Below are 270 nucleotides of genomic sequence, written 5' to 3'. Positions count from 1 at the left end.
CAGACGTGCCTGGCAAGGCAGGTGCCCCCGGCAAAATATTAATAGTCCTTTGCACCACAGGGGCGCCAGCCTTTAACTGGAAGGGGTGCAGTACATTATTTTCAACAGATAGTGTTTTTTGCAGAATGAATTTTGGTGGTAAATGCGCTTTCATTTGTATGGGAGCCGGTTCCCCTAAAGGTTCTTCCATTGCGGCATCCATCTTTTGCAGGGGCGATACTGCAGGCAGGCTTATGCCTTTGGAGGTATTGTTTTCCGCTACAGCCGGAG

The 270-nt window shown here is 49.6% G+C and carries 1 protein-coding gene; it reads right to left on the bottom strand.

Going from position 1 to position 270, the window contains the following annotated elements; all coding sequences use genetic code 11:
* The coding region (locus KVT31_RS29600; protein ID WP_217613730.1) for a hypothetical protein at positions 1-190 on the bottom strand (190 nt) is incomplete at its 3' end.
* Positions 191-270: the final 80 nt, after the last annotated feature.

It is taken from the genome of Bacillus sp. GbtcB14, from assembly GCF_019091205.1.
Classification (GTDB): domain Bacteria; phylum Bacillota; class Bacilli; order Bacillales; family Bacillaceae_G; genus Bacillus_A; species Bacillus_A cereus_AG.
Note: the sequence above shows the minus strand (reverse complement) of the source record. Positions and strands in the feature narration are given on the sequence as shown.